The sequence below is a fragment of the Streptomyces sp. WM4235 genome, assembly GCF_001279725.1.
In the GTDB taxonomy this organism is placed as follows: Bacteria; Actinomycetota; Actinomycetes; order Streptomycetales; family Streptomycetaceae; genus Streptomyces.
Genome location: NZ_LGDE01000278.1, coordinates 1 through 479, shown reverse-complemented (window position 1 = coordinate 479; position 479 = coordinate 1). Strand labels below are relative to the sequence as shown.

Genomic DNA, 479 nt, shown 5'->3' with positions numbered 1-479 from the left:
CAGCAGCAGTCGTCCCAGTCTCAGCAGCCGGCCCCGCAGCCCTCCTCGGGCACCGACCCGGTACAGGCCGTCACACTGGTCCTGGTCGTGGTTCTGTTTCTCAGGATGACGGGCTACGTGTGTGTCGCGCACCCCGCGCTGGCCGATGCCGATAGCGCGGTCGGAGAGGCCGCCGCGGCCTTGGTGGCCGTGTTCGCGCTGGCGTTCGCCCTCCGGCGACGCTGACGTCGACCGCCCGGCCCGGGGCGCGGAACGGCCCACAACGCCCTGTGAAAGCCCTTGGAGGCCGCTTGGGTGCCCAGCGTCCCCAAGGGGCCCCAAGGCGTTCAGTGGGCGCTCTGTCCCCTTGACGGGCCCCTGTAAGGGGAACCCGTGGTGGTTATGGCGGGGGTTTCCACCAGGTTTCCGGGGCCCACGCGGGCCAAATGCGCAAATCCCCCGCCGGTTGGAAACGCCCCCGGGCCCCCCCCCCCCCGTTT

Annotated in this window: 1 protein-coding gene; it reads left to right on the top strand. The window is 71.4% G+C overall.

Annotation, left to right across the window (positions count from 1 at the left end; all coding sequences use genetic code 11):
* The coding region (locus tag ADK55_RS39875; protein WP_234350144.1) for a hypothetical protein at positions 1 to 225 on the top strand (225 nt) is incomplete at its 5' end.
* Between the last annotated feature and the right edge of the window lie 254 nt (positions 226 to 479).